Below are 26,741 nucleotides of genomic sequence, written 5' to 3'. Positions count from 1 at the left end.
AAGAGGCGCCGCAGAAGAAATCTGACTGCCTGTCAGAAAACTATTGAACTGGCACCGCCGCTACTGCAACCTGTTCTAGGTCTTGAGACGGGAGGACGGCAATGGGCGGTACGGAACACCTCACCGTGCAGCGCGAGGACGCCACACTGGTGCTCACCCTGAACCGGCCGGAGGCGAAGAACGCGCTCTCGCTGCCGCTGCTGGTGGGCCTCTACGACGGCTGGCTGGAGGCCGACGCGGACGACTCGATCCGGTCGGTCGTGATCACCGGGGCGGGCGGCGACTTCTGCGCGGGCATGGACCTGAAGGCGCTGGCGGGGCGCGGGATGGAGGGGGACCAGTACCGGGACCGGCTCAAGGCCGACCCGGAGCTGCACTGGAAGGCGATGCTGCGGAACCACCGCCCCCGCAAACCCGTGATCGCCGCGGTCGAGGGGTACTGCGTCGCGGGCGGCACCGAGATCCTCCAGGGCACGGACATCCGCGTCGCGGGGGAGGGAGCCACCTTCGGGCTCTTCGAGGTCAAGCGCGGCCTGTTCCCCATCGGGGGCTCGACCGTCCGCCTCCAGCGGCAGATCCCGCGGACGCACGCGCTGGAGATGCTGCTCACGGGGCGGCCCTACGGGGCGCAGGAGGCGGCACGGATCGGGCTGATCGGACGCGTGGTGCCGGACGGAACGGCACTGGACACGGCGCTGGAGATCGCCGAGCAGATCAACGCGTGCGGGCCGCTGGCCGTGGAGGCGGTCAAGGCGTCCGTGTACGACACGGCCTCCCTGAGCGAGGACGACGGGCTCAGGGCGGAGCTGGAGCGGGGGTGGCCGATCTTCGCGACGGCCGACGCGAAGGAGGGCGCGCGGGCGTTCGCCGAGAAGCGGGCCGCCGTCTACCGGCGGGCCTGAGCCCGCCCCGCCCCTTCCCGAGACCCTCCGGGGAGTCGGCCCGGGGCTCTGCCCCGGACCCCGCTCGCGCCGTGAGGGCGCCCGTCCTCGCGCGCCGGACGGGCTGCGGGAGGTGTCCGCTCGTCCTCACCACACCACACGGGCCGCAGGTGGCCCGGAATTGCCAGGAACCCAAGGAGTTCGCCCATGACAGGCTCTGCCGCCCCCGAGGTGCTGCGGGCGCCCCTCGTCGTCGAGTTTCCCTTCACCCGGTCCCTCGGGCCCGTCCAGAGCGCCTTTCTCAGCGGGCTGCGGGAGCGGGTCGTGCTCGGGGTGCGGGGCGGGGACGGACGGGTGCTCGTGCCGCCCGTCGAGTACGACCCCGTCAGCGCCGAGGAAATCCGCGACCTCGTCGAGGTCGCGCCCACCGGCACCGTCACCACCTGGGCCTGGAACCCGGCCCCGCGCCGCGACCAGCCCCTCGACCGGCCCTTCGCCTGGGTGCTCGTCAAGCTGGACGGGGCCGACTCCGCGCTCCTGCACGCCCTGGACGCGCCCGGACCCGACGCCGTGCGCACCGGGATGCGGGTCCGGATCCGCTGGGCCGGGGAGCGTACCGGAGCGATCACCGACATCGCCTGCTTCGAACCGTACGACGGAGCACCCGACCATCGACCCACCGCGCACGACGGCACGTTCGAGGACGCCGTCACCGGCATCGTCGCGCCCGCCCGGCTCGACTACACCTACAGCCCCGGCCGTGCCCAGTCCGTGTACATCAACGCGCTGTCCGCCCGCCGGACGGTGGGTGAGCGCTGCCCCGCCTGCCGGAAGGTGTACGTCCCGCCGCGTGGCGCCTGCCCCACCTGCGGGGTCGCCACCGAGGAGCGCGTCGAGGTCGGACCGGCCGGGACCGTCACCACGTTCTGCATCGTCAACATCAAGGCGCGCAACCTCGACATCGAGGTGCCCTACGTCTACGCGCACATCGCCCTGGACGGCGCGGGCCTCGCCCTGCACGGCCGGATCGGCGGCATCCCCTACGACCAGGTCCGGATGGGACTGCGGGTCGAACCGGTGTGGAGCGAGGGCGGCCGCTACCCCGACCACTACCGGCCCACCGGGGAACCCGACGCCGACTACGAGACGTACAAGGAGCTGATCTGATGGCGCCCACCGGACCCGCCCGGGACGTGGCGATCGTCGCCTTCGCGCAGAGCGACCACCGGCGCCGCACCGACGAGCTGTCCGAGGTCGAGCTGCTCATGCCGGTGCTGCACCAGGTGCTCGACGCGACCGGCCTCAGGACCAGCGACATCGGCTTCACCTGCTCCGGCTCCAGCGACTACCTGGCGGGCCGCGCCTTCTCGTTCACCATGGCGCTCGACGGGGTCGGTGCCTGGCCGCCGATCTCCGAGTCCCATGTGGAGATGGACGGCGCCTGGGCGCTCTACGAGGCCTGGGTGAAGATCCTCACCGGCGAGGCGGACACCGCGCTCGTCTACGGGTACGGCAAGTCCTCGCCCGGCGAGGTGCGCGACGTGCTGACCCGGCAGCTCGACCCCTACTACGTGGCGCCGCTGTGGCCCGACTCGGTGGCGCTCGCCGCCCTCCAGGCGCAGGCCGTCATCGACGCCGGGGACGGGGACGAGGCCGAGCTCGCCTCGATCGCGGGCCGCAACCGCGCCTCCGCCGCCGCCAACCCCCATGCCCAGGTGCGGGGTTCGCGTCCCCAGGGCGACTATGTGGTGCGCCCGCTGCGCACCGGGGACTGCCCGCCCGTCGGCGACGGCGCGGCCGCCGTGATCCTGGCCGCGGGCGAGCGGGCACGCGAACTGTGTGCGCGACCCGCGTGGATCCGCGGCATGGACCACCGCATCGAGGCGCACAGCCTCGGCGTGCGCGACCTCACCGACTCGCCGTCCGCCCGCCTCGCCGCCGAACGGGCCGGCGCCTTCGAACGGCCCGTCGACACGGCCGAGTTGCACGCCCCCTTCACCTCGCAGGAGATCGTACTGCGCAAGGCGCTCCGGCTCGGCGACGACGTCACCGTCAACCCGTCCGGCGGCGCGCCGGCCGCCAACCCCATGATGGCCGCCGGGCTGATCCGGCTCGGCGAGGCCGCCGCCCGCATCCACCGGGGCGAGTCCGACCGGGCCCTCGCGCACGCCACGTCCGGCCCGTGCCTGCAGCAGAACCTGGTCGCCGTCCTGGAGGGGGAGTCATGAGCAAGGAACCCGTGGCCGTGGTCGGCGTCGGCCAGACCAAGCACGTGGCCGCCCGGCACGACGTCTCGATCGCGGGACTCGTCCGCGAGGCAGCCCGACGCGCCCTGGACGACGCCGAGTTGACCTGGGCCGACATCGACGCCGTCGTCATCGGCAAGGCGCCCGACTTCTTCGAGGGCGTGATGATGCCGGAGCTCTACCTCGCCGACGCGCTCGGCGCCGTCGGCAAACCCATGCTCCGGGTGCACACGGCGGGCTCCGTCGGCGGATCGACCGCGCTCGTGGCCTCCAACCTGGTGGCCGCCCGGGTGCACCGCACCGTGCTGACCCTCGCCTTCGAGAAGCAGTCCGAGTCCAACGCCATGTGGGGCCTGTCCCTTCCGGTGCCGTTCACCCAGCCGCTGCTCGCCGGGGCGGGCGGCTTCTTCGCCCCGCACGTACGGGCCTACATGCGGCGCACCGGAGCCCCCGACACGGTGGGCTCCCTCGTCGCGTACAAGGACCGGCGCAACGCCCTGAAGAACCCGTACGCCCACCTCCACGAGCACGACATCACCCTGGAGAAGGTCCAGGCCTCGCCGATGCTGTGGGATCCGATCCGCTACTCCGAGACCTGCCCGTCCTCCGACGGGGCCTGCGCGATGATCCTCACCGACCGCGCGGGCGCGGCCCGTTCACCCCGCCCGGCGGCCTGGGTGCACGGCGGCGCCATGCGCAGCGAGCCGACCCTGTTCGCGGGCAAGGACTTCGTCTCGCCCCAGGCGGGCAAGGACTGCGCGGCCGACGTGTACCGGCAGGCCGGCGTCGCCGACCCCCGCCGCGAGATCGACGCCGTCGAGATGTACGTGCCGTTCTCCTGGTACGAGCCGATGTGGCTGGAGAACCTGGGCTTCGCCGCCGAGGGCGAGGGCTGGAAGCTCACCGAGGCCGGCGTCACCGAACTCGACGGCGACCTTCCCGTGAACCCGTCGGGCGGCGTCCTGTCCACCAACCCCATCGGCGCCTCCGGCATGATCCGCTTCGCGGAGGCGGCCCTCCAGGTGCGCGGCCTGGCCGGTGAACACCAGGTGGAAGGCGCCCGCAAGGCGCTCGGCCACGCCTACGGCGGCGGCTCGCAGTTCTTCTCGATGTGGCTCGTCGGCGCCGAACCACCCACCCGCTGAGGCCGGTACGCGGCGGACCGGCCCCGGTACTCCTTCCGTGGCCTGTCCGTCACAGCACGCGATGGCTAGTCTGGCCCCGGACGACAGAACCGGGGAGGAGCACGGACGTGGCCGACACCACCACCACCCAGCACACCTTGCAGACCCTTGCGGGGCACACCCGTTCCGGCTGGGACAAGCCGGAGCTCGACCTCAGCGAGGCCGAGTGGCGCTCGAGCAGTCAGGGGGCGGGCGACGTCCAGATCGCCTTCGTCGAAGGCTTCATCGCCATGCGCAACAGCGGCAGCCCCGGCAGCCCGTCGCTGATCTTCAGCCCCGCGGAGTGGCGCGCGTTCGTGATCAACGCGCGGGACGGCGAGTTCGACCTCACCTGAGCCCCGCGCGGAGGCCGGTCGCGCCTGCGCCACGGGGCAGCACGACGTCCCGGCCCCGCGCCCTTGCGGGCGAGGAGCGCGGGCCGACCGCCTCTCACGGACACGTCGTAGCGGCCGTCGATGTCCTCAACGGCCTCGCGTCCCGCACGAGTTGAGCCACCCGCCTCCTCTCATCCCTCGGCGGCCTGTTCGGGGAACAGCTGGGCCCAGGGCCGCTGGCGGCCCTCGCTGACGGCGGCGATGCCCGCCTCGCCGTACCGGGCGGTCTCCAGGGACCAGGCGAGGTTGCCGCTCATCAGGGCGCGCATGCCCTCGACGTAGTCGTCCACCTGGGCCCGCGCCTGCTCGGGCAGCGCCGTCTTGTCGAGCCGGGCGTCGAGCTCGGCGGTCAGCTCCTGGAAGCGGGCCAGCCGGGCGTTGGCCAGCGCGGCCACCCGCCGCACCGCCTGGTCCACGGTGCACATCTCCTGCCGCAGCAGGATGATGACGCTGTTGTTGACGTCGCCCGCGGCCAACTCCTTGTCCGCGGACACCATGTCGTTGACGAAGATCACCACATCGGCCGTGATCTCCCGCATCTCCGCCAGCGGCTCCCCCTCGTGCAGCTCTCTCGGCAGCGTGTAGCCGCCGCAGCGCTCCACCAGGTCCAGGCAGGGCTGCACGCCGATGGAGTCCCGCCGGCCGCGCAGGAAGCCGGGGAGCGACAGGGTGCCGTTGCGCGTCCGGTTCAGCGCCTCCCAGTGATACGCGGTCAGGTACTCCCGCCAGTGCGCGCGGAAGCGGTCCTGCCACAGGAGCGGGGTGCCCGCGGTCACCCGCTGCCACAGATCACGGAAGCTTTCGGCCAGCCGGTTCGACGCCTCCCCCGGCACCGGAGGCTCGTCCCCCATGGTGCGCAGCACCGTGTCGATCTGGCGCAGCACGACGTCCGGCCGCTTGCCCAGCGGGCCGTCGAACTGGTCGTCGAAGACGAAGAACCAGGCGTTCAGATCGGTCGCCAGCGCCAGATGCGCGTCCGAGGCGTCCGGATAGAAGTACGCCATCAGGCGTTCCAGGCCCATCGCGTCGTACTCGGCCGTCGCCTGCTCCCCGGCCAGCATGCCGAACTCGTACAGCCAGTCCAGCGTGTGCCGCCGGGCCAGCTCGTGCCGGGGGTGGCGGCGGGCGGGGAAGGGTATGTCGACGAGACCGGTCCGCGCCCTGGCCGACCTGCCTCTGCCAGTGCTGACCATGCGGCACCGCCTCCTCGATGTTCCGTACTTCCTTTAATCATCAACGGGGCCGTGGCCGGGGAGAAGTCGTACGCTGCCGGAGCCCGACAGCGCACAGGGGGCGTGCGGGGGAGTGCTTGGCGCCCTTCGTTGACATTCCGATCCCAACCGTCCACGGATTCAGCCAACTTAAAGGGTCAAGCAGGAGACGGAAGTCGGTTATTCATGTCACGGTACGTGTCCGGGGGCGTAGGCTCGGTGCTACTGCCAGAAGGGGACCGCTGTGGCGGAGACGAGGGGCCGGGGCGGAGCGCCGCGCCGGATGCTCTTTGAGCGCGACGAAGAACTGCTGCTGTTCGACAGCATGTTGAACGACCTGTGTGGCCGCGCGGGCGAGGGGAGCGCGCCCAACGGCGGGCTGCTCGCCATCGCCGGATCGGCAGGCCTGGGCAAGACCACACTGGTGGCCGAAGTGCGCCGCAAAGCCGCGGCCCGCGGCTGCACCCTGCTCGCCGCCCGCGGCAGCGAGCAGGAGGAAGGCGTGGCCTTCCACGTCGTACGGCAGCTCGTGCAGCCGGTGCTGGCCGCGGCCACGGAGGCCGAGCACCGCAACATACTGGGGAGTTGGTACGACATCGTCGCGCCCGCGGTCGGACTGGTCGCGGGAAAGAGCGGGGTCGCGCCCGACCCGCAGGGCGTCCGGGACGGCCTCGACTGGCTCGTCACCCGCTTCGCCGTCCAGTACGCGCCGGTCGTGCTCGTGGTGGACGACGCCCACTGGGCGGACGAGGAAACGCTGTCCTGGCTGAGCTCGTTCGCGCTGCGCGCCTCCGACCTGCCGCTCCTGATCGTCGTGGCCTACCGGCCCGAGGAACTGCCCCGGCACGCCGCCGAGTTCCGCCGGCTCGCCATGCGGCACGGCTCGCGCCCGCTCGACCTCTCCCCGTTCACCCCGGCCGCCGTCAGCGACCTGGTGCGCGACGCGCTCGGCGAGGGAGGCGACGAACTGTTCGCGCGCGAGTGCTGGGCACTGACCGCGGGCAACCCGTACGAGGCCGTGGAGCTCATCGCGAGGATCCGCGACCGCGGCATGAAACCGCAGTACGTCAACGCCACCGAGCTGCGCGAACTGGCCTCCGCCGTACGCGGCAGCGGGCTCATCGAGCGGCTTGAGCGGCTCGGCCCCTCGGCGGTGCGCCTCACCTGGGCCGTCGCCGTCCTCGGCACCGACGCCGACCGCGAGATGGCGGCCGGGGTCGCCGGACTGGGCGCGGAGGAGATGGCCGACGCGGTGGACCGGCTGCGCGAGGCACGCATCCTCGCGCCCGCACAGGACGGTCCCGGACGGCTCGACTTCTTCCACCCGCTCGTGGGCACCGCGGTCTACCGGGCCATCCCGGCGGCCATGCGCGTCGCGATGCACGGGCAGGCGGCCTTCGCCGTCACCGAGGCCGGTCTCGGCGCGACCTCCGCGGCCCGGCACATCCTGGAGATGCACCCCGAGAACGACCGGTGGGCGGTGCGCCAGCTGCGCGCCGCCGCCCGAGACTACTTGCGCGCGGGCGCCCCGGACGCGGCCCGGCGCTGTCTGGCCCGCGCCCTGCGCGAACCTCCCGCCCTGGAGGACCGGGCCGAGGTCCTCTTCGAGCTGGGCTGCTCGGCGCTCCTGAACGAGCCCGCCACCACCGTCAACCACCTCAAGGCGGCCCTCGAAGAGCCCGAACTCGCCCCGGAACTGCGCGAAGCCGTCACCTACCGGCTCGCCCAGGCACTGGCCCACACCGACCGCATGGGCGAGGCCGCCGCCCTCGTGGCCGCCGAGGCCAAACACTCCACCAGCGCCCGCACCCGGCTGCGCATGCAGGCCGAGACCTTCCAGTGGAACGCCTTCCGCGCCGACGAGGAGGACTCGCCGACCCGCTCGCGCAGTCTGGCCCGGCTCGCCGAACACCTCACCGGACGCGGCAAGGCCGAGCGCTACATCCTGGGCCTGCGCGCCTGGGACGCGATGGTGCGCGGCGAACCCGCCGAGACCGCCCTGCGCTACGCCGAGGAGGCCCTGGAGGGCGGGCTGCCCTGGACCGACGACAACTGGGGCTTCGAGGTCCCGGTCCTGGTCGCGCTCACCTTCATGTACTGCGACCAGCCGGGCCGCGCCGACGACCTGTTCAACCAGGGCATCGCCGACTGCGAACGCAAGGGCTGGCGCGGCGCCCACCTGTCCTTCGGCCTGACGCTGCTCGGCTACATCAAGTTCCACCGCGGCCGGCTCGCCGAGGCCGAGGACCTGGTGCACAGCGGGCTGCGGATCGCCGACCGGGTCGGCCAGCAGGTCCCGGCCCAGTGGTTCGCGCTCGGCATCCTCATCGAGATCCTGCTCGCCCGCGGCCGCGTCCAGGAGGCCCAGGAGCTCTCCGACACCTACAACTACGGCCAGGTCGTGCCCAACGCCGTGGTCTATCCCGACTCCGAGACCGTCTACAGCGAGCTGCTCCTCGCCCGCGGGCTGCGCACCGACGCCGAGGAACGGCTGCGGGCCGTCGGCCGCAGGCTCGAACCGCGCGGCATGCGCAACCCCATGTGGTGCCCCTGGCGGCCGCTGCTCGCGCAGACGATCGCCCACACCAATCCCGCCGAGGTCGCGCAGGAAGCCGTCGAGATCGCCCGCCGCTTCGGCACCCCGGGCGCCATCGGCCGCGCCCTGCACGCGGCGGCCAAGGTGACCTCCGGCGCCGACAGCCTGGCCCTGATGGCCGAGGCGGTCCGCCAGCTCGAGAAGTCCCCGGCCGCCTACGAGCTGGCCCAGGCCCTGGTCGACCACGGAGCCATGCTCAGCCGCGCCGGGCTGCCGCAGGACGCCGCGGACCTGTTGATGCGGGGTCTGGAGAGCGCCGCGCTCTGTGGCGCGGACGCGCTGGCGGGCCGGGCCCGCGAGGAACTCGCCGCCTCCGGTCTGCGCCCGCTCCAGCTGCGGGCCGTCGACTCGGACTCGCTCACCTCGCAGGAGAAGGCGGTGGCCGAGCGGGCGGCGCAGGGCTGGGAGAACCGGCGGATCGCGGAGGAGCTCGGCACGAAGGAGCGCACGGTGGAGCTCCTTCTGTCCGGCGCCTTCCGCAAGCTCGGCACGGACCGCGGCGGCCTGGCCGGGCTGCTGCCCCTCCAGACCCGGGGCTCCGGCACCCGAGGAGTGCCCGGCAGCTGACCACCCCGGGACGGCCCCGGCCCCCGAGCCACCCGCTGGCAGGGGAGCCGGGGCCGCGCCCTGTGGGGGGCGGCCGGAGGGCCTCCGATGCCACCTCGTGCCACGGCCGGGGCCGCCCGCCCCTGACGGCCCGGCCGGACGCGGAATCCGACCCGCCCAGGCCTCCGGGCCCGGCTCCGCCGGACCGCTCGGGGCACGTACCATTGACCGCATGTCCTTCCTCCGCCGCCGCAGCGCCGCCACTCCCGCGGGCCCGGACTTCGATGTCCTGGCCATGGACCCGGGTGACTGGCCCGGCAACCTGGGCGCCGGTCTGCTGCCCGCCCCCGACGGCAGCTGCCAGGGTGTCTTCCTGCGCTATGACCTGTTCGGCGGCCGCGGCCCCGCGATGATCATCGGCAACCTGCCGGAGGGCTCCCCGGCCCGTGAGATGGCCGAGGGGCAGGTCCCCTTCGAGGTCGCCCAGCTGCTCGTGGCGCTGGAGAACGACGAGCCCATCGAGGTGGTGGGCTCCGAGGACATGCCGGTGATGCAGGGCGACAACCTCCTCATCGTGCGGCGCCTCAAGCTCTCCGAAAGCCGCATCTCCTGCGTGCAGTTCGACCGCAGCGACAACGTCCTCGTCACGATCGCCAGCTGGGACCGGCCGATCACCGACGACCTGTACGCCCTCCTGAAGCCGCTGCCCGCGGAGCTCTTCCAGCAGAGCTGAGCGACCCGCCCGGCGTAGCGCCCGACAGCCTGGCACCTCCCGTCCGAGGTGCCGGGCTGTCGCACGTCCCCGGGCCCTGAACCCGGCCCACCGGTACGGATGTTGACCGCCGCGCGCCAGCGGCAGGTCAGGCGCCCTGCCAGAGGTCTGGGCCACTGGTACAAGTCGGGGTGGCCGAGAGGTACTTGACGAGCCGTCATCGCGGGTCACACAGTGTCCCGCGCGGACCGCGCGCATCCACGCGCCGCTCGGCGAGAGCGCCCGCGCACCTCCCGGCAGGAAGGGTTGTCCATGACGTCCACACAGAGGATCGGACTCGCGCTCGCGGCGGCGACGGTCGGCGCCCTGGGCCTCGCCCTGGCCCCCGCCTCCCCGGCGAGCGCGGCCCAGGGCGGAGCCGAATGCCCCCGCGTCCTGAAGTGCGACTGGGTACCGGCCGCCTACCAGCAGACCGGCGACCCGGCCAACAAGGAGGCGTACGGCAACTACGACCTCTCCGACCGGCCCCACACCAACAAGATCAAGTACATCGTGCTGCACGACACCGAGGAAACCTTCGCCACCACCCTGAAGATCTTCCAGGACCCGAAGCGCGCCGCCTCGGCCCACTACGTCGTGCGCTCCGGCGACGGACACGTCACCCAGATGGTGAAGACCAAGGACGTCGCCTGGCAGGCCGGGAACTGGTACATGAACACGGAGTCCATCGGCATCGAGCAGGAGGGCTACGCCACCGAGGGCGCCACCTGGTACACCCCCGAGATGTACCGCTCGACGGCCGCCCTGGTGCGCTACCTCGCGGCCAAGTACGACATCCCGCTCGACCGTCGGCACATCCTCGGCCACGACAACGTGCCGCCCACCAGCCAGGGCGGCACCGCCGCCATGCACTGGGACCCGGGCCCGTACTGGGACTGGAACCACTTCATGAGCCTGCTCGGCAGACCCACCGAGCCCACCGGGCGGCCCGGCGGCCAACTGGTCACCGTCAACCCGGTGTTCAAGAAGAACCTCCAGGCCATCCGCGACTGCGAGAAGAACATCGACCTGCCCGTGCAGCCCTCCAGCGCGGTCCCGCTGTACACGGAACCCTCCACCGGTGCCCCGCTGTTCGCCGACCCCGGACTCCACCCTCCCGGCCGGCCCGGCACCAACTGCGCGGGCGACTGGGGCAGCAAGATCAGCGCCACCCAGCAGGCCGTGGTCGCCGACCGGAGGCCCGGCTGGACCGCGATCTGGTGGTACGGACAGAAGGCCTGGTTCCAGAGCCCCGAGCACACCCGCACCACCACCCCGACCGCCGGCTACGTCGTACGCCCCAAGCAGGGCCTGACCGACGTGCCGGTCTACGGAACCGCCTACCCGGTGGCGGGCGACTACCCGGCGGGCTTCACCTCGCCGCGCGTGAGCGTCCCGCTCGCCTACACCATCAAGGCCGGACAGTCCTACCCCGGCGGCGAACCCACACCCGCGGGCTACTACTACGCGCCCACCATCGACTCCTCGTACCCCTACGACCACACGTTCTTCCCCGGCAGCACCCGCTTCGTGACGGTGCAGATCGGCCACCGGATCGCCTTCGTCAAGGCCTCCGACGTCGACGTCGTCCGCGTGCGCTGACGCACGACAGCGCGCTGCGCGCCCGGTGTGTCGGCACCGGACGCGCAGCACGCTTCCCCCTCTGCCCGGCGGTCAGCGCGTGCCGACCGCCGCCCGCACCGCCCGCCGCGCCAGGGCGCAGTCGTCGTGCAGCCTGCGCAGGAGCAGCCGCTGCTGCTCCCCGGCGGACAGCACACCCGGCGGGGTCTGCGCCGGGCTCGCCGGCGCCGTGTCCCGCATGGTGCGCTGCACCGCCGTCTCGTACGTCCGGATCTCCCGGGTCAGCACGAGCATCAGGTTCACCAGGAATGCGTCCCGCGCGGCGGGGCCCGCCGCCTGCGCGGCCTGACTGATCCGCCGGCGCTCCATCGGCGCCTCACCGAGGACCGCCCACAGCGTCGCCAGGTCGTAGCCGGGCAGGTACCAACCCGCGTGCTCCCAGTCGACCAGCACCGGACCGGCCGGTGACAGCAGGATGTTGGAGAGCAGTGCGTCGCCGTGCGAGAACTGCCAGTCGACCCGGCCCGACAGGGCCAGACCGTGCACCAGCTTCTGAAGGTCGCTGAGATCCCGGTCGGTGAACAGGCCGAGCTCGTGGTACCGGGTGATGCGCGGTGCGTAGTCCAGGGGCCTGCCGAACATCTCGGCGGGCGGCCGCCAGGCGTTGATGCGCCCGATCGCGCCGAGGGCGGCCCTGACGTCGGCACGTGGCGGAGCCTCGACCGGATGCCGCTGGAGGGCCGCCGCCCTGCCCGGCATCCGCTCGATCACCAGCGTGCAGTTGTCCGGATCGGCGGCGATCAGCCGCGGCACCCGCACCGGTGGGCGGTGCCGCACGAAGGCGCGATAGGCAGCTATTTCCTGCCGGAACCGCTCGGCCCACGCGGGTGAGTGGTCCAGTAAACACTTGGCGACGGCGGTCGCGCGCCCTGTCGTCCCGACGATCAGCACCGAGCGTCCGCTGTGCCGCATCACCTGCACCGGGTTGAACTCCGGACAGATGCGCTGCACCGAGGCGATCGCGATGCGCAGCTGGGCGCCCTGGGGGCCGGACAGGTCGATTCTCCCGCTGAGCGGCTGCGTGCCCGCCCCGGGCCGACGCGGCATCCGGCCCGCGCCGTACGCCGACCCGGCGTGGGTGGGGTCGAGGTACGGTCCGCCGCCCGCCCCCAGAGGACGGTGCGGACGGGGCGGCGCGGACACGGAGGACGATGCTGTGTACATGGGTGACAGATCCCTTCGTGTGCCGACAAGTTGCGTGCGCTACCCGCCCCGGTGGCCGAGCCGCACCCTGGGGAATGTGGTCCGGCCCCCGGGTCGGGGTGGCGCTCTCTTACCTGACACCCGGCCGCGGGTGGCACACCATCTGGCGTGCCCTGGCGAACCATGGCGAATACTCGCGCCGCATCTGACAGGGGGATTACTGTCAACTCAGCCGAGAACCTGGGGGCTTGACGTGAGCGGACAACCCAACACCCGCCTGAACGACCTGTTCGGCCTCGCCGGCTGGTCCAAGGGCGAACTCGCGCGACTGGTGAACCGACAGGCGGCGGCCATGGGCCACCCTCAACTGGCCACCGACACCTCGCGGGTGCGGCGTTGGATCGACATGGGGGAGACCCCGCGCGATCCGGTGCCCCGGGTGCTGGCGGCGCTGTTCACCGAGCGGCTCGGCCGTGTCGTGACCATCGAGGACCTCGGGTTCGACCGGCACGGGCGCGCTGGAAAGCGGAACGACGTCAGGAACACCAAGAATCCGGACGGCCTTCCGTGGGCGCCCGAACGGACGGCAGCGGTCCTCACCGAATTCACGGGAATGGACCTCATGCTCAACCGACGCGGTCTGGTGGGCGCGGGCGCCGCGCTCGCCACCGGCTCCGTACTCAGCAGCGCCATGCACGACTGGCTGCACACCGACCCCGTACTCTCGGCCGACGCCCCCCGCATCAACGACCCCCTGCACGCCGACCCCGCCGGGTTCGACCGGTACGAGGCCGCGCCCATCGGGTCACAGGAGATCGACGCCCTGGAGCGCTCGGTCGAAGTGTTCCGCGCCTGGGACGCCTCCCGCGGAGGCGGGCTCCAGCGCAAAGCGGTGGTGGGCCAGCTCAACGAGGTGGGCGGCATGCTCGCCTACCGCCACCCCGACCATCTCCAGCGGCGCCTGTGGGGCGTCGCCGCCAACCTGGCCGTCCTCGCGGGCTGGATGTCGCACGACATCGGCCTGGAGCCGACCGCCCAGAAGTACTTCGTCATCGCCGCCCACGCGGCCCGCGAGGGCGGCGACCGCCCGCGCGCCGGTGAGGCCCTGTCCCGGGCCGCCCGCCAGATGGTCCATCTGGGCCGTCCCGGCGAGGCCCTCGACCTCATGAAGCTCGCCAAGTCCGGTTCGGGCGAGGAGACCCTGCCGCGCACCCGCGCGATGCTGCACACCATCGAGGCGTGGGCGCAGGCGTCCATGGGGCGCGGTCAGGCGATGCGCCGGACCCTGGGCGAGGCGGAGGACCTGTTCGTCTCCGACAAGGGCGATGTGCCGCCGCCGAGTTGGATGCAGATGTTCGACGAGGCGGACCTGCACGGCATGGAGGCGCTGGCCTTCCGCACGCTGGCCGAGCACGATCCCTCCGCGGCCACCATCGCGCAGCACCACGCCAAACAGGCGCTGGAGTTGCGGGTGGGCGGCCGTCAGCGCTCGAAGATCTTCGACTACATCTCGCTCGCGTCGGCCTGCTTCATCGCCGACGACCCGGAACAGGCGGACCGCTATGCCCGCCTGGCGCTGGTGTCGATGGGGGAGACCTCCTCGCACCGCACCTGGGACCGGCTGCGCGAGATGTACCGGCTCACGGGTCAGTACGCGGGCTACGCCAAGATCCAGGATCTGCGGGAGGAGATCCAGCTGGCGCTGCCGCAGGCGCCGTCGAAGCGGAGCCGGATCGCGGACATCTAGAAGGGGGTTGTACGCCGGACGCGTACAACCCCCGGGCCCCCTCGGGCCACTCATCCCCGCCGGTGCGTCAGGACCCGATGCGGGCCACCAGCACACAGGCGTCGTCCTCGCGCTCGTGCTCGCCGAACTCCTCGACGATCATCCGCACGCAGTCCTGGGCTGTGCGGCCGCCGTCGAAGAGGGGGGCGAGTCCGAGCAGGCGGCGCTGGTCCGCCTCGTCCGACGCACCCTGCCGGGTCAGCCCGTCGGTGCCCAGCACGAGCAGGTCGCCCTCGCGGAGCATGACCTCGGCCTGCCCGTAGGAGGCTCCGTGGGTGGCGCCGAGCAGCACCCCGTCCGGCCGGCCGAGCGCTTGTCCCGTCCCGTCGCGGAACAGCAGCGGGGCGGGGTGGCCCGCCTGGGACCAGGTGAGCCTGCGCCCGGCGGGCTCGTAACGACAACAGACCGCGCTGCCCAGGGCGGGCTGCACGGTCGTCTCCAGAAGCTGGTTGAGGTGGCCCATCAAGGGCCCCGGCCCGATCCCCGCGACGGCCATGCCGCGCAGCGCGCCGAGCAGCATCGCCATCGCGCCGGTCGCCGTCACCCCGTGCCCCGTCAGGTCGCCGACGGTCAGTAAAGAGGACCCGTCGGGCAGTTCCAGCGCGTCGTACCAGTCACCGCCGATGAGGGCGCTGGAGGAGGACGGCAGATAGTGCGCCGCGATGTCGAGCGCGCCGGGGCCGCCGTGCGGGAGTCGCAGGGAGCCGCGCCACGGTGGCAGCACGGCTTCCTGCAGCTCGACCGCGAGCCGGTGCTCGGTCCGCGCGATGTGGCGCTGGTGCCGCAGGCTGTCGCGGCTCTCCCGCACAGCGCGCTGACTGCGCCGCAGCTCGCTCACATCGCGCAGGACGGCCCACATCGAAGCGGTGCAGCCGTCGGCGTCGAGTACGGGCTCGCCCATCATGTGGAGCGTGCGGATCCGGCCGTCGGTCCGTACGATCCGGAACTCCCCGTCGATCGGGCGGCCGTCCACCAGGCAGCCCGTCACCATCGTGGTGAGCAGGGCCTGGTCGTCGGCGAACACCATGGTGGGCAGTTCGTCGAGCGACATGCCGCCGCTCTCGGGGGAGCGGCCGAAGATCTGGAAGAGCTCCTCGGACCAGCTCACCGCGTCGGTGAGCAGATTCCATTCGGCGCTGCCGACCCGGCTGAGCAGCGAGCCGGCGTCCGGCTCGTCACCGAACGCGCCGTCGACGGCGAGCGCCGCGGCGTCCTGCTCCTGCGGACTCAGGCCCTCGCGCAGCTGGTCCAAGTGCGAGCCCAGGTCGTCGAGTTGGTGCACCGCCAGGTCGCACAGGGCGCGCTGCCAGCGGCCCTGGGCGTCGTCGTCGTCCACGAGCGCGTCGCGGCGCACCGCGTCCACGCCCCCGCGCAGCCGGCGGGTCTGCGTGATCAGTGCGTCGACCGTGCCCCGCTCGGGCGGTTGTGGAGCGGGACGGTCCGCGAACAGATGGGACGGCATGACGTTCTCCGATGCGACCGCGGTAGAGCCTGGTCTGGCGAAGTGGACCGGTAACGACTGTTGCACAGGGAGCGATGCCCCGTAAGGGATTTGGCAACACTCGATACGGTGGTGCTTCTGGCATATGTCAAAGGCGAGCGTTTCCGCCGGTCGTCCGGGGGTGTCGCCGTGCGGCATATGCCGCACGGACCACGCGGGCGGCTCCTGGGCAGAGTCCTACGGGCAGCGCCGCCCGAGCCCTACCGGCGCGGCCGGAACGCGAACGCCGCAGCGCACAGCACCGCCCCGACCGCGCCCGCGCCGGGGGACCACCGCCAGGCGACCAGTGACGTGGCGGCGGCCCCGGCCACGACGGCCACGAGGCGCCCCGCCACCCAGTGGTCCCGCCGCTCCGGCTCGCGCTTCGCGAGCCGCCCCGCGAGCCCTGTGAACGTGCCGGTGAAGTAGGTGGTCGGCGCGCCCCACGCGCGCGCCTGCACCCCCATCGCGAGTGCGGCCGCGAGCAGCAGCGCCAGTTGCGGCCCCAGCGAACGGCCGGGTCCCAGCGCCCAGCCGCCCGCCACGAGGGCGAGCAGCAGGGTCTCGGCCGCGAGCAGCGGCCGGGGGGCGAGACGGGAGCCGGTGACGGCCGCCCCGGCCGCGCCGAGCGCGTACCCGAGGAGCGCGGTCAGGGCGCGGGGCACCACGTCGCGGTCCCCGGCGCCCACCGATGCGCCGACCAGGACGAGGTTGCCGGTCATCACGCCCGCGAAGACTTTCCCGAGACAGAGGAAGGCGAACGCGTCCGTGGCGCCGGAGGCCGCGGACAGCACCAGGAGGAACTTTTCCTCGGACCGGGCGGCGGAAGTTGTCGTGATCGCGGAACTCATCAGCGCATTCTCGTCTCCTTAGAAGGGCGGACGCGTCAGGGCACCCGGACCCGACCCCGTGGCACGTCCACGACAAGGGTCCACTACGGTCCCTGTGGAGCACACCGGCCCGCGCGTGTCGCGGGCCTCACGGGAGGAAGAGCATGAAGATCGACTGGGACCGGCGCACCTGTGCGCGCCGCGGCCATGTGACGTACGCGCCGCAGGAGGCCGTGCTGCGTGACCGGTTGCGGGCCGACACCGGTCTCGGCGAGGCCTGGCGCTGTCTGCGCTGCGGCGACTTCGCCCTGGGCGCGCCGCACGGTTCCGGGCCGGCCGAACAGGCGCCGCTGGTCCCGCGCGGGAAGGTGCTGCGCGACCTGTTCATCCTGCGCTTCCTGGCCGTCGAGCGGGCCGTGCGCGGCGTGTTCATCGTCCTGGTGGCGCTCGCGGTGTGGAAGTTCAGCAACTCCAAGGACGCGGTGCGCCGGTTCTTCGACGAGTACCTCGACGTGTTCCGGCCGGTCTTCCGGCACTTCCACTACGACCTCGACCACTCGCCGGTCGTGGGCTCCATCCAGAAGACCTTCGACTACAAGCACTCCACCCTGGTGATCGTCGCGGTGGCGCTGCTCGTGTACGCGCTGATCGAGATCGTCGAAGGCGTCGGGCTGTGGCGGGCCAAGCGGTGGGCCGAGTACCTCACCGTCGTCGCCACGGCGATGTTCCTGCCGCTGGAGATCTACGAACTCACCGAGAAGATCAGCTGGCTGAAGATCGTCACGCTGACCATCAACATCCTCGCGGTCCTCTACATCCTGCTCGCCAAGCGCCTGTTCGGGCTGCGGGGCGGGCGTGCTGCCTTCGAGGCGGAGCGCCACAGCGCCTCGCTCATCGAGGTGGAGACGACGGCGGGCATCGCGACGCACCACTGAGGCATACGGCCCGCCCTGCGGGTACAGATACACACGGCGTGCGGCGGGCCCGCCGCACCGAATTTCCCTGGGGGATGACAACCATGAACGAATCGCACTCCACGGCCGCGTCGAAGACCGGCCCCGGCCCGCTGCGCCGCGCGGCCGTACTCCTCGCCCTGCTGCTCGGCGCCACGCTGGTGGCGGGGCCGGTGACCGCCGAGGCCGCACCGCGCGCCACGGTCGCGGTCGCCGCGGCCCAACAGACCGCGACCGCGCGGGATGCGGCGGCGCCGGTGCGGGCGGCCGCGCAGACGGGGCGTCACACCGTCGCCGACAAGTCCACCGTCCTCGCCTCGAAGAAGGCCAAGAAGAAAAAGGGCGGCTTCTTCAAGAAGCTCGGGATCTTCCTGCTGGTCCTGGTGCTCCTCTTCATCGCGTTCGTCGTCTTCGTGATCTGGTTCATCGTGAGCCGGCTGCGCCGGCGCCGCGACCGGCACTGACCACTCAGCCGCCGGGACGCCGCTGACGCATCCGCTGGCCGACCGTTCCGCCGTCGGTCTCCCACCAGGGCCGTACGAGTCCGGTGTCATCCGGCCGCCCCTCGACGGGGGCGGCCGGAGCCAGTTCGGCGTCCAGCCGGCGGTCGAGCACCACCCGCTGGGCCCGGTCGGCCCGCGACCACTGCACCAGGATCGCGAGCAGGAACGGCAGCGACACCAGCTCGGCGATGGTGATCATCGCGCCGCCGCCGAGCTGCTGGTCGCGGTGGGCGTCGGGCGCCCACGCGGGCGCGTGGTGGAGGTACCAGGCGCCGGCGATCAGGGTGCCGTGGGTCATCACGACGATGCCGGGCACCGCGTCGATCAGCCCGTCCAGGAAGACGAGCGCGGCCCGCACGGGGTGGGTGCACCAGGCGGGCAGGGCCTCCTCGCGGGTGAGCACCGGCAGCACGAACAGGCTTCCGGCGAGCAGCAGCTGGAGGTACATCAGCTCGTGCAGCGCGCCATGGCGCAGGGCCGACTCGAAGTACGGCGTGAAGTAGATGCACAGCTCCGTTGCGAGCACCAGGCCGGTGCTGACCAGCGGGAAGGTGAGGAAGCGGACCAGACGCCCGCTCATCGCGCCCTTGAGCCGCCGGGCTCCGCGCTCCGGCAGCGCGAGCACCCCGAGGCGCAGGGGGTCGCCGAGCGCGAGGCCGAGCGGGGCGATGAGGTCGAGCAGGACGTTCTGCACGGCGGCCGGCCAGAACAGCGCGGTGTCGTACACGGCGAGCGCCGACATCGTGGCGACGGCCAGGCTGCCGAGCCCGAGGACGGCGAAGGCGGCGATGCGCGGCAGCGGCCAGGACTCACCGCGGCGGCGCAGCCGCAGGACGCCCCAGCCGTACAGGCCGCCCAGGGCGACGATCAGGAGCAGCGCGGCCGCGTCCGGCTCCCACACCGACAGCAGCCGCCCCGTGGTCAGCTCAGGCAGGTTCGCCGCCGCGGCCTCGCTCAGCGTCATTCCGGACATCCGGGTCGATCTCCTCACCGGCCCGTGACGTACGACGGGCCGCCCACACGCTAGCCCCGCCGCGCCCGGAGGCCCGCACCGGGCCCCCGGGCGGTTGAGCCGAACGCTGGGAATCGGCCGAAGAACGCGTAGACGTCATAGGTGCCCGAGGCATGTAGTGGAGATCGGCAAGACGGAACCCTTCGCTTGCGAGGTCTACATGACAGGCACGGACACCAGCGTCAACACGGACCACACCGCCACCGACACCGGCAGCGTCTCCTTCCCGCAGGACCGCAGCTGCCCCTACCACCCGCCCACCGCATATCAGCCGTTGCGCGACGAGCGCCCGCTCGCCCGCGTCCGGCTCTACGACGGCCGGATCGTCTGGATGGTCACCGGGCTCGCCGAGGCGCGCGCCCTGCTCGCCGACCCGCGGCTCTCCAGCGACCGGCTCAACGAGGCGTTCCCCTCGCCGACGGCCCGCTTCGCCGGGATCACCCGGCGCCGCGCCGCGCTGCTCGGCACCGACGATCCGGAGCACGCCACCCAGCGCCGGATGCTGATCCCCAGTTTCACCCTCAAGCGCACCGCCTCCCTGCGGCCGCAGATCCAGACGACCGTGGACCGGCTGCTCGACGCGATGATCGAGCAGGGACCGCCGACGGACCTGGTGAGCGCGTTCGCGCTGCCGGTGCCGTCGATGGTCATCTGCGCGCTGCTCGGTGTGCCCTACGAGGACCACGAGTTCTTCGAGGGCCAGTCCCGCAAGCTCCTGCGCGGGCCGGAAACCACCGACGTCGAGGCGGCACGCGACGCGCTGGAGGACTACTTCGTCCGGCTGATCGAGCGCAAGCAGACCGAACCCGGCGACGGGCTGCTCGACGAACTCATCGAGCGGCGCCTGAACGAAGGGGCGCTGAACCGGCAGGAACTGGTGGATTTCGCCACCATCCTGCTGGTCGCGGGCCACGAGACGACCGCCAACATGATCTCGCTCGGCACGTTCACGCTCCTCCAGCACCCGGAGCAGCTGGCCGAGCTGCGCTCCGACCCGGCGCTCATGCCCGCCGCGGTCGAGGAACTGCTCCGCTACCTGTCGATCGCCGACGGAATGCTGCGGGTGGCCCTGGAGGACATCGAGATCGGCGGCCGGACCATCCGCGCCGACGACGGCGTCGTCTTCTCGACGTCGATCATCAACCGGGACAGCGCCGGCTTCGACGCCCCCGACCGGATCGACTGGCACCGCACCAGCCGGCACCACGTCGCCTTCGGCTTCGGCATCCATCAGTGCCTCGGCCAGAACCTGGCGCGGGCCGAGATGGAGATCGCGCTGCGCTCCCTCTTCGACCGGCTGCCCGGCCTTCGCCTGGCGGTGCCCGCCGACGAGATCCCGTTCAAACCGGGCGACACCATCCAGGGAATGGTCGAACTCCCCGTCGCCTGGTAGCGGCGCGGGAACCGACGGAAGGAAAGGAGCCGCACATGCGGATCAGCATCGACCAGGACGTCTGCATCGGCGCGGGCCAGTGCGTGCTGACGTCCCCCGGCGTCTTCACGCAGGACGACGACGGGTTCAGCGAGCTGCTGCCCGGCCGCGAGGACGGCGGCGGCGACCCCCTGGTCCGCGAGGCCGTCCGGGCCTGCCCGGTGCAGGCCATCACCGTGCACGACGAGTGAGAGGACCGGTTCCGGTCAGTCGGAACCGGTGATCAGACGCTGCACAGCCGGCGCGTAGAGATCCGCCAGCTGCTCGGGCGTGGCGCGTTCCCCGGCGCCCGGCCGGTGCAGACTGAGGGTCGCGCCCAGGCCCAGCAGCAGTCCGGCGATCAACTCGGCCCTCAACTCGCTTTCCCCGCCGCGCAGTTGACCGGCCAGCCGGGACGTGACCTGCTCGCGGAACCGCTCCCGCAGCAGGGTCCGTTCATCCACGTTCCCCAGGGAGAACACCGCGCGAAGCAGCGGATCCCCCTGGTCCTCGCGCCGCATCCGCACCATCGTCAGGACCAGGTGCCGCCCCAGCCCTTCGAGGGGCGCCGCGAACAGCGCGTCGGCGGCGGGTCCGAAGTCCGCGACCGTGTGGAAGAGCCGCTCCTTGCTGCCGAACCGCTTGACGATGAGCGAGGCGCTCACCCCGGCGTCGGCGGCGATCGACCGCATCGTGACCTCGGCGTACGGACGCAGGGTGAACGCCCGGCGCGCCGCCCGCAGGATCGCGTCCTTGCCCGTTCCGGTGTCGGCACCGGTGGCCCGCTGCCCCGTCATGCGCTCTCCTCGGCCGTCCTGCGTCCCGGCGTGCCCTCGCCGCGCCCCGCCCCGACGGTACCCGCGGCGGGGGCGGCGCGGCCCGGCAGGCACAGCGTGGCGGCGAGTGCGGCCAGCGCGGCGCCGCCCGCGATCAGGAACACCAGGAGATAGGCGTGCAGCGTCGGCGCGGTGCGGCCGCCCGCCTCGAAGGTGACGTTCGCCAGGACGGCGGCCACCACCGCGCTGCAACAGGCCTGTCCCACCGAGCGCATCAGCGTGTTGAGCCCGTTGGCGGCGCCCGTCTCGCTCACCGGGACCGCGCGCATCACGAGGGCGGGCAGCGCCGAGTACGCGATCGCGGTGCCGCACGACACGACCGTGGCCCCCGCGATGATCAGGGGCAGGCTGTGACTGGTGAAGAACCGCACCCCGTACCCCGCGGCCATGACGGCGGCCGCGAGGGCGAGCGCGGCCTTGGGGCCGTACTTCGCCGAGATCCTGGCCGACACCGGGGACAGCGCCACCATCGAGAGACCGCCCGGCAGCAGGCAGAGCCCGCTGACCACGATCGACGCCCCGAGGCCGTACCCGGTGGCCCTGGGCTCCTGCACCATCTGCGCGGTCACCAGCGAGTTGGCGTAGAAGGCGAACCCGATGAGCAGGGCCGCCACGTTGGTGAGCAGCACCGCGGGCCGCGCCGACACCCGCAGGTCCACCAGGGGTGAGCGGGTGCGCAGTTCGTACGCGCCCCACAGCGGCCAGATCACCGCGGCCGCGCCGAGCAGGGCGAGGGTGCGCGGCGAGGTCCAGCCCCAGTCGGCGCCCTGGGTGATGGCGAGGAGCACGGCGACCAGCGCCGCCGAGAGCCCGAGCGCCCCCACGGAGTCGAACCGGCCGCGCGAGCGCAGCGGCGACTCCGGCACGCACCACAGCACCAGCGCGATGTCTAGCACGCCGAGCGCGGCGGACGCCCAGAACATCGTGTGCCAGTCGAAGTGCTCGACGACCAGCGCCGCCACGGGCAGCCCCACGGCCGCGCCGATGCCGAGCGTCGAGCTCATCAGCGCCACCGAGGAGAGCACCTTCGCGGGCGGCAGTTCGTCCCGCATGATGCTGATGCCCAGGGGGATCACCGCCAGGGCGGCTCCTTGCAGGGCGCGGCCCGCGATGAGCACCCCGATGTGCGAGCTGACCGCGCACATCACCGAGCCGGCGGTGAGCACCCCGAGCGAGAGGAGCAGCAGCCGCCGCTTTCCGTACATGTCACCGGCCCGGCCGAGGACCGGGGTGAAGACGGCGCCGGTCAGCAGCGTGACGGTGACGAGCCAGCTCGCGGCGGCCGGAGTGCTGCCGGTGAGGGCGGGCACATGCGGGAGCAGCGGCACCACCAGCGTCTGCATGACAGCCACGACGACTCCGCAGAACGCCAGCACTCCGACGAAGGAGCGGGGGCGCGGCGGGTCGGCGGGCGCGGGTATCGCTGGGGGCATGACTCTCCGTACGGCTGGAGCGCGGGCAGGGTGCACATCCGTTCACCCTCAGGGTAAACGCTTGTGCACCCTGTGTTCCCCGTCCTGCGGGAATCGGGCCCGCACCGCCCGGCACTACCGCGTGGTGCTCCCGCCGCGTGGCGCGGGCTCCGGCAGCGGCACGCCCGCGCACGTCGTGTCCTCGGCGGGCAGTGTGCCGGACAGGAGGTAGTCCTCCACGTAGGCGTCCGCGCACGCGTTGCCGTGCTGGAACTGGCCGTGGTCACCGCCGTCCACGGTGATCAGGCGCGAGCCGGCGAGCCCGCGGTGGGCGCGCAGCGCTCCCTCGTAGTACGTGGCCGGATCGTGCGTCGAGTTGAGCATCAGCACGGGCGGCAGCCCCTTGCCGGTCACCTCGATGTGGGGAGCCCTGGACCGCGGCCAGTTCGCGCAGATCGCCGCGTACGTCAGCTCCTGGGCTCCGGCCAGCGGGGTGGCGCTCGTGGCGCGGGCGCTCTGGTCCACCCAGTAGCGGCTGTCGCGCCTCCACGGGGTGTCGCCGCAGGTGACCGAGAAGAAGTTGGCGAGGAAGTTGGCCCCCATGAAGTGCCTGAGCCGGTCGGCGACGTTCTTCCTCGCGTCCGCGGGGGCGCTCTCGGGATGTTCGAGCAGGCCCATCAGCGAGGCGAAGTCCTGGAACCTGCCGGACGCGTCGTACAGGGCGTTGATCGCGGCGGCGTCCAGGTGGTTGCCCGTGATCACGGTGCCGTCGAGGTCGAGCGGGTGCTCGCGCAGTGCGGCCCGCAGCCGTTCGTAGGAGGCCTTCGCCTCGGCGGGGGTGCGGCCCTGGTGGTACGCCCGGTCGTTCCTCGCCAGCCAGGGCAGGAAGTCCTGCTCGAACCGGCGCTGGAAGCTCATCGGCTGCCCCACCAGGAACGACTCCCAGCTGCCGGTGAAGTCGACGTCGCTGTCCAGGACGACCCGCTCGACCCGGCGGGGGAACTCGGTCGCGTAGTACGCCCCGAGGACGGTGGCGTAGGACGGCCCGTAGTAGGACACCCGGTCCACGCCGAGCAGCGACCGGTACAGATCCATGTCGTGCACGGCCTGATCGGTGGTGATGTACGGCAGCAGTCCGCCCGACGCGCGTTCGCAGTCCGCGACGAAGTCACGTGCGCGGCCGAACGTGGCCGCCACCGCCCGGGGCGAACGGTCCCGCAGGTCCCCGCTGGTGAAAAGGGCGTCGACCTTGTCCTGGTCCGAGCAGACCACATTGGTGCTCGCCCCGACCCCGCGCTGGTCGAAGCCGACCACGTCGTACGCCGCCGCGAGCTTCGGGCTGAGCCGGGTCAACTCGGCCGGGCGGCGCAAGCCCGAGGCGCCGGGGCCGCCCGCCGCCATCATGAGCACGCCCCGCCGTGCGCCGGGACCGGTCGCGCGGTGCCGGGAGACCTGGATGCTCAGGCTCGGCCCGGCCTCGGCGTGGTGCCAGTCCCGGGGTACCGCCATGGTCGCGCACTCCAGCGCCCCGGACGCGCACGGCTGCCAGACGAGCCGCTGAAGGCGGTAGCGGTCGGGCACGGTGCTCCGGGCGGCGGCGCTCGCCACGCCGGCCGGCAGGGCCGCCGCCGCGAGCAGGCCGCACATGGCGGCCGCGGCCCAGCGGCCCGGCTTCCTGAACAACTGCATGGGTCTCTCTCCCCCTTGGTGGTGCGAAGGGGGGCCGGTCATCCGCGCCGCACCCCTTCCGGTGCCTCGGTCGGTCGATCGTCCACCGCCCGGGCCCCCTGCGGCGATCCGGCCACCACCCCGACCGGGGGTGGCACGGATGCCACCCCCGAGGTGGTCCAGGTTCCCGCGCGGCTCCTCGTCGCGGGCCGGGAGCGGCCCATCAACTCCATGGTCAGGAAGGCGGGTTCGAGCCGAATCGCGGGCGGGCCGAGCGGGCCGGGCGGCGCGGCTCCGCCGTCGCCGGTCAGGCCCCGGCGAGCGTGGTCCAGAACATCGACTCGTACCGCTGGAGCAGCCGTCCGTAGTGGGCCCCGCTGCCGACGCCCTCGCCGTGCGCGTCGTCCGAGCCGGCGGCGACGGCCGCGATGGCCTGCTGTTCCAGTTCCGGCGCCGGTCCCGCGAAGAAGTCGAAGAACGCGCACGCCTCGTCGGTGAACCCGTACCGGCCGCGCAGTGCCGCGGCCAGCTGGGCGCAGTAGCCGCCCCAGGCCGCGAAGTTGGCGGTGAGGGCGAGCGCCACGCTCGATGGCTCGCCGTTCAGCGCGAGCCAGGCCACATACGCCGGGTAGGCCTGGCAGCCCGCCTTCGGCTCGTACTGGCCGATGGCTTCCGGGGTGAGCCCGCAGGCCGTCTCGTACGCCGCGAGCCGCTCCAGGGCCAGCGTCTCGCCCAGGGCCAGCGAGTCGAAGAACTCCGCGCACGCGCCGCCCTTGCCCGAGCGTTCGGCCAGGAACACGAAGGCGCGGCGGTCGGAGGCGATGATGTGGCGCTGCTCCAGGGCGAGTCCCGCGAGCGCGGAGAGCGGCGCCGTGCCCGCTTCGACGAGCGGCACCAGCGGGTTGTCGTCCGCCGCGGGGGCGAGGGCGGCCGACGTCGCCGCGATGATCTCCTTGGCCGTACGCGTCTGACGAGTCATGGGGGACCCTCTTCGCAAGTCTGCCGGTGCGGACCGTCCCAGCGTCTCACGCGGCGCGGTCCGCGCTCACCGGGTGACGGACGGTCGGCGCGGTCCGCATACCCACTCAGGCGGGGACGGAGGCGGACCGGCGCCTTCGGCGGCGGTCCCGGGTCCTGTCACGCTGCGGCCACAGCAGCACGTACGCCGTCGACACGATCACGAAGGCCAGCCGGATCAGCCCCCGCGCCGCGTCGTCCGGCACCACGAACACGCTCCCGTACAGCGTCAGGAGCGCGAGCCAGCTCCACCAGGGCACCAGCCGGCGCTGCCCGATCACGTCCCACAGCAGGGTGCCGAGCAGCACGGAGGCCGTGTAGTACGTGTAGACGCTGGGGTCCAGGACGATCCGCGCGTTCGCGCCGAGCAGCACCACCGCGGCCCACCGCCCCCGCCACACCGCGATCGCGCCGAGCAGAAGGCCGAGCGCCGCCTGCGCGGGCCGGTCCCAGCCGGGTGTCTGCGCGTCCGCGACGCCGAGCCAGCGCAGGGCGGAGGCAGGCTGGTTGGGTATCGCGAAGCCGGCGGCCGACATCGAGTGCGGATTGTTGAGGAAGAACGGCGCCCAGGCGACCGCGAGGACCGCCGCGCACCACAGGCCCGCCCGCAGCCACTGGTGCCGCGGCAGGGCGAAGAGCAGCGCGGCGAAGGTGACCGCGGTCGGCTTGGAGTCCATCGCGAGGGCCAGCCACACGCCGGTGCCCACGGCGCTGTCGCGGGTCACCGAGCGGACGGCGAGCGCCGTGAAGAACAGGGCGAGGACGTCGTCGAGGTGGCCGAAGCGCACCGACACCTCGATCCACATCGGGATGAAGGCCAGACCGGCGATGAGCACCCGCTGGCGCAGCCGCTGGTGGTTGGTGCCGGTCCCCAGGAAGTACCAGGCGGCGCTGCGTCCGGCGAGCACCACGATCACCAGGCCGAGCACCGACATCAGCAGGGCGGCCAGGAATTGGCCGGTGTGGTCGGGGAACGGGTTGAAGAGCCCGGCCGTCAGGAAGCTGACCGGGCCCATCTGGAGCTCGGGGTGGTGGGCGTAGAGGTTGAGCCCTCCGGTGCCGTCACCGGAGGGCCCCTGGAAGATGAGCTCGCCGCCCGCGCGCAGATAGTGCCAGGAGAAGCCGCCGTTGGGCTCCACCACGGCGAACCACAGCGCGGTCCACGCGGAGAGCAGGATCAGATGCATCCTCTGACTGATGGCCGGCACGTGCGTTCAGCTCCTGTTTCCCTGCCCGATACGAATGGCGTTCCGTGGAGCA

At 72.5% G+C, this 26,741-nt stretch carries 23 protein-coding genes; 13 read left to right on the top strand and 10 right to left on the bottom strand.

Going from position 1 to position 26,741, the window contains the following annotated elements; all coding sequences use genetic code 11:
* Positions 1–101: 101 nt before the first annotated feature.
* The 5 genes from DT019_RS02165 (at position 102) to DT019_RS02145 (ending at position 4,646) form a co-directional block, all read left to right on the top strand.
* Positions 102–902 carry a crotonase/enoyl-CoA hydratase family protein gene (locus DT019_RS02165; RefSeq protein ID WP_114034825.1) on the top strand — a complete coding sequence of 267 codons (801 nt, stop codon included), beginning with the start codon at positions 102–104 and terminating at the stop codon, positions 900–902.
* Positions 903–1,088: 186 nt separating this feature from the next.
* On the top strand, positions 1,089–2,048 hold the full coding sequence (locus tag DT019_RS02160) for a Zn-ribbon domain-containing OB-fold protein (protein WP_114034824.1): 960 nt from the start codon (positions 1,089–1,091) through the stop codon (positions 2,046–2,048).
* Positions 2,048–3,109 carry a thiolase domain-containing protein gene (locus DT019_RS02155; RefSeq protein WP_114034823.1) on the top strand — a complete coding sequence of 354 codons (1,062 nt, stop codon included), beginning with the start codon at positions 2,048–2,050 and terminating at the stop codon, positions 3,107–3,109. The genes DT019_RS02160 and DT019_RS02155 overlap by 1 nt, the downstream gene beginning before the upstream one ends.
* Positions 3,106–4,272: a thiolase domain-containing protein gene (locus DT019_RS02150; RefSeq protein WP_114034822.1), complete on the top strand. Its 1,167-nt coding sequence runs from the start codon at positions 3,106–3,108 to the stop codon at positions 4,270–4,272. Before DT019_RS02155 ends, DT019_RS02150 begins: the two co-directional genes overlap by 4 nt.
* Positions 4,273–4,379: 107 nt before the next feature.
* Entirely contained in the window at positions 4,380–4,646 is a 267-nt protein-coding gene (locus DT019_RS02145) for a DUF397 domain-containing protein (RefSeq protein ID WP_411292681.1), read from the top strand.
* A 170-nt stretch (positions 4,647–4,816) separates the two neighbouring features.
* On the opposite strand, the gene DT019_RS02140 is transcribed toward DT019_RS02145, so the two are convergent.
* On the bottom strand, positions 4,817–5,878 hold the full coding sequence (locus DT019_RS02140) for an isoafricanol synthase (RefSeq protein WP_114034821.1): 1,062 nt from the start codon (positions 5,876–5,878) through the stop codon (positions 4,817–4,819).
* A 301-nt stretch (positions 5,879–6,179) separates the two neighbouring features.
* Between DT019_RS02140 and DT019_RS02135 the strand changes: the two genes are divergently transcribed.
* The 3 genes from DT019_RS02135 (at position 6,180) to DT019_RS02125 (ending at position 11,391) form a co-directional block, all read left to right on the top strand.
* Positions 6,180–9,059 (top strand): ATP-binding protein, encoded by a 2,880-nt coding sequence (locus DT019_RS02135; protein ID WP_114034820.1) that lies wholly within the window; start codon positions 6,180–6,182, stop codon positions 9,057–9,059.
* 211 nt (positions 9,060–9,270) lie between these two features.
* Positions 9,271–9,771 carry a hypothetical protein gene (locus DT019_RS02130; protein WP_114034819.1) on the top strand — a complete coding sequence of 167 codons (501 nt, stop codon included), beginning with the start codon at positions 9,271–9,273 and terminating at the stop codon, positions 9,769–9,771.
* 291 nt (positions 9,772–10,062) lie between these two features.
* The gene (locus DT019_RS02125) at positions 10,063–11,391 is read left to right on the top strand and encodes an N-acetylmuramoyl-L-alanine amidase (protein WP_114034818.1); all 1,329 of its coding nucleotides are present in this window, start codon (positions 10,063–10,065) and stop codon (positions 11,389–11,391) included.
* Between the two features lie 72 nt (positions 11,392–11,463).
* On the opposite strand, the gene DT019_RS02120 is transcribed toward DT019_RS02125, so the two are convergent.
* A complete protein-coding gene (locus tag DT019_RS02120; protein WP_114034817.1) occupies positions 11,464–12,594 on the bottom strand; it encodes an aminoglycoside phosphotransferase family protein in 1,131 nt (376 codons plus the stop codon).
* Between the two features lie 232 nt (positions 12,595–12,826).
* On the opposite strand from DT019_RS02120, the gene DT019_RS02115 reads away from it, so the two are divergent.
* Positions 12,827–14,320, top strand: coding sequence for a hypothetical protein (locus DT019_RS02115; protein WP_114034816.1), 1,494 nt, complete (start codon positions 12,827–12,829; stop codon positions 14,318–14,320).
* A 67-nt stretch (positions 14,321–14,387) separates the two neighbouring features.
* Here DT019_RS02115 and DT019_RS02110 read toward each other — a convergent pair whose 3' ends face one another.
* Both DT019_RS02110 and DT019_RS02105 read right to left on the bottom strand, forming a co-directional pair.
* Positions 14,388–15,821 (bottom strand): PP2C family protein-serine/threonine phosphatase, encoded by a 1,434-nt coding sequence (locus DT019_RS02110; RefSeq protein ID WP_114034815.1) that lies wholly within the window; start codon positions 15,819–15,821, stop codon positions 14,388–14,390.
* A 239-nt stretch (positions 15,822–16,060) separates the two neighbouring features.
* Complete coding sequence (locus tag DT019_RS02105) at positions 16,061–16,690, bottom strand: DUF1275 family protein (RefSeq protein ID WP_114034814.1); 630 nt, start codon at positions 16,688–16,690, stop codon at positions 16,061–16,063.
* A gap of 143 nt (positions 16,691–16,833) precedes the next feature.
* On the opposite strand from DT019_RS02105, the gene DT019_RS02100 reads away from it, so the two are divergent.
* Both DT019_RS02100 and DT019_RS02095 read left to right on the top strand, forming a co-directional pair.
* Positions 16,834–17,604, top strand: coding sequence for a DUF2127 domain-containing protein (locus DT019_RS02100; RefSeq protein WP_114034813.1), 771 nt, complete (start codon positions 16,834–16,836; stop codon positions 17,602–17,604).
* 83 nt (positions 17,605–17,687) lie between these two features.
* Positions 17,688–18,086 (top strand): hypothetical protein, encoded by a 399-nt coding sequence (locus DT019_RS02095; RefSeq protein ID WP_223279268.1) that lies wholly within the window; start codon positions 17,688–17,690, stop codon positions 18,084–18,086.
* Positions 18,087–18,090: 4 nt separating this feature from the next.
* On the opposite strand, the gene DT019_RS02090 is transcribed toward DT019_RS02095, so the two are convergent.
* Positions 18,091–19,098 carry a cytochrome c oxidase assembly protein gene (locus tag DT019_RS02090; protein WP_388974346.1) on the bottom strand — a complete coding sequence of 336 codons (1,008 nt, stop codon included), beginning with the start codon at positions 19,096–19,098 and terminating at the stop codon, positions 18,091–18,093.
* A gap of 199 nt (positions 19,099–19,297) precedes the next feature.
* Here DT019_RS02090 and DT019_RS02085 point away from each other — a divergent pair, with 199 nt between their 5' ends.
* Both DT019_RS02085 and DT019_RS02080 read left to right on the top strand, forming a co-directional pair.
* Positions 19,298–20,530, top strand: a complete 1,233-nt coding sequence (locus tag DT019_RS02085; protein WP_114035279.1) for a cytochrome P450 — start codon at positions 19,298–19,300, stop codon at positions 20,528–20,530.
* Between the two features lie 35 nt (positions 20,531–20,565).
* Positions 20,566–20,760 carry a ferredoxin gene (locus tag DT019_RS02080; protein ID WP_114034811.1) on the top strand — a complete coding sequence of 65 codons (195 nt, stop codon included), beginning with the start codon at positions 20,566–20,568 and terminating at the stop codon, positions 20,758–20,760.
* A 15-nt stretch (positions 20,761–20,775) separates the two neighbouring features.
* On the opposite strand, the gene DT019_RS02075 is transcribed toward DT019_RS02080, so the two are convergent.
* From DT019_RS02075 to DT019_RS02055, 5 genes are all read right to left on the bottom strand, one after another.
* Positions 20,776–21,345 carry a TetR/AcrR family transcriptional regulator gene (locus DT019_RS02075; RefSeq protein ID WP_114034810.1) on the bottom strand — a complete coding sequence of 190 codons (570 nt, stop codon included), beginning with the start codon at positions 21,343–21,345 and terminating at the stop codon, positions 20,776–20,778.
* Positions 21,342–22,817: an MFS transporter gene (locus DT019_RS02070; RefSeq protein ID WP_114034809.1), complete on the bottom strand. Its 1,476-nt coding sequence runs from the start codon at positions 22,815–22,817 to the stop codon at positions 21,342–21,344. Before DT019_RS02070 ends, DT019_RS02075 begins: the two co-directional genes overlap by 4 nt.
* A gap of 114 nt (positions 22,818–22,931) precedes the next feature.
* Positions 22,932–24,485 carry an alpha/beta hydrolase gene (locus DT019_RS02065; protein ID WP_114034808.1) on the bottom strand — a complete coding sequence of 518 codons (1,554 nt, stop codon included), beginning with the start codon at positions 24,483–24,485 and terminating at the stop codon, positions 22,932–22,934.
* A 286-nt stretch (positions 24,486–24,771) separates the two neighbouring features.
* Positions 24,772–25,443: a transcriptional regulator gene (locus DT019_RS02060; RefSeq protein WP_114034807.1), complete on the bottom strand. Its 672-nt coding sequence runs from the start codon at positions 25,441–25,443 to the stop codon at positions 24,772–24,774.
* A 106-nt stretch (positions 25,444–25,549) separates the two neighbouring features.
* Entirely contained in the window at positions 25,550–26,689 is a 1,140-nt protein-coding gene (locus tag DT019_RS02055) for a hypothetical protein (protein WP_388974356.1), read from the bottom strand.
* Positions 26,690–26,741: the final 52 nt, after the last annotated feature.

Origin of the sequence: Streptomyces sp. SDr-06, assembly GCF_003324565.1 — a bacterium.
Classification (GTDB): domain Bacteria; phylum Actinomycetota; class Actinomycetes; order Streptomycetales; family Streptomycetaceae; genus Streptomyces.
Note: the sequence above shows the minus strand (reverse complement) of the source record. Positions and strands in the feature narration are given on the sequence as shown.